Below are 493 nucleotides of genomic sequence, written 5' to 3'. Positions count from 1 at the left end.
AGTGGTGGCCGTGGCCGCGAGCATGAACCACTCGCTGGCGTTGCGCTCGGATGGCACGGTGTGGACCTGGGGACGTGGTGGATCTGGCCTGTCCGCGTTGCCAGTGCAGATGCAGGGGTTGAGCGGAGTGGTGGCCGTGGCGGCGGGCGTCTACCACTCGATGGCGTTGCGCTCGGATGGCACGGTGTGGACCTGGGGCTCCAACTACTACGGCCAGTTGGGGGATGGCACCACGAGCAATCGCACGCTGCCGGTGCAGGTGCAGGGGTTGAGCGGAGTGGTGGCCATGGCCGCGGGCTATAACCACTCGATGGCGGTGCGCTCGGACGGCACGGTATGGGCCTGGGGCTCCAACTATTACGGTCAGTTGGGGGATGGCACCACGAGCGGCCGCACGCTGCCGGTGCAGGTCCAAGGGGTGAGTGGAGCAGTGGCCGTGGCCGCGGGCGCATCCCACTCGATGGCGGTGCGCTCGGACGGCACGGGGTGGGGC

At 69.0% G+C, this 493-nt stretch carries 1 protein-coding gene; it reads left to right on the top strand.

Going from position 1 to position 493, the window contains the following annotated elements:
- On the top strand, positions 1–493 hold a 493-nt coding region (locus Q664_RS46155), incomplete at both ends, for an RCC1 domain-containing protein (protein ID WP_043412179.1).

It is taken from the genome of Archangium violaceum Cb vi76 (assembly GCF_000733295.1).
Lineage (GTDB): Bacteria > Myxococcota > Myxococcia > Myxococcales > Myxococcaceae > Archangium > Archangium violaceum.
The sequence above is the reverse complement of the archived record's forward strand: the minus strand, read 5'-3'. Positions and strand labels throughout refer to the sequence as shown.